1 protein-coding gene and 1 pseudogene are annotated in these 815 nt (G+C 49.0%); both read right to left on the minus strand.

The annotated features are described in order from the left end of the window. A partial coding sequence (locus R8N47_RS24495) for a pyruvate formate lyase family protein (RefSeq protein WP_318186014.1) occupies positions 1 to 725 on the minus strand: 725 nt, incomplete at its 3' end. Positions 726 to 727: 2 nt separating this feature from the next. Next, a pseudogene (locus R8N47_RS24500) lies at positions 728 to 815 on the minus strand (glycyl-radical enzyme activating family protein); the annotation flags it as partial.

The following is an 815-nucleotide window of genomic DNA, read 5'->3' on the forward strand; positions in this document are numbered from 1 at the left end:
GTCTCCAGTTCCGCTTTCCTCTCTGGTCGAGTTTCGTTTTGTGCCATTTCCAGAGCGAGATCGGCGTAACTCACCATGTGCTCCTGAATCGCAAGCAAGACAATTTCGACGGACTTATAAAACTGCTCTTTCTTCAACCCTTCATACGTCGACATGTCGTTATTAGCGCGATGCTGACGAACCTCATCCAGCAGACCGTTCATACCGATCTTCAGGATTTTTTCGTTATCCACCGCAAGGTGCGCGTCACCCGAAGTCATGTTGCCTTCGGCTTTAATGATGGTGCTGGCTAGGATCTCTTGTTGTTCGTCGGTAAAAAGTCCATAGCAGCGATCTTGAACCGTTTTACCGCGCCAGTATGGCGTAATGGCGTGAATGCTTTGTTTGTCTTCTTCACTTACCGCAAAACCAGCCCCAGGTCGGTCGGCCAGTTCGTCTATTTCCGCTTCAATCCAACGCACCGTGTATTCAGGAAAGATCGGCGCAGCGCGTACTTTGCTCGCTTGGTTGCCTACAATCAGCTCGTCGTGCTTAATCCAAATGGTACGAGTGCGTAAGTGCTCTTGTAGCGCCAGCGCTCGTTGCACAATCACAGGTTTGTCTTCATTTGCCTGATACGCTCGAGTATAAGCCTCTGCGCGCTCAATACAGATAGGCGGCGTTACGATGTTGACCAGTGCCGATTTGTGGGCTTTGATTCGCTCTGGAAGGGTATGTAGGTCCATGGTTAACCTCTAACAATCACGTTAAGTTGAGTATGTTCGCTTGCGTATTGCATTGCGTTTTCTAGCAGTTCTGGATTATTTAATGGTTTG

The sequence above is a fragment of the Vibrio sp. 2132-1 genome (assembly GCF_033344315.1).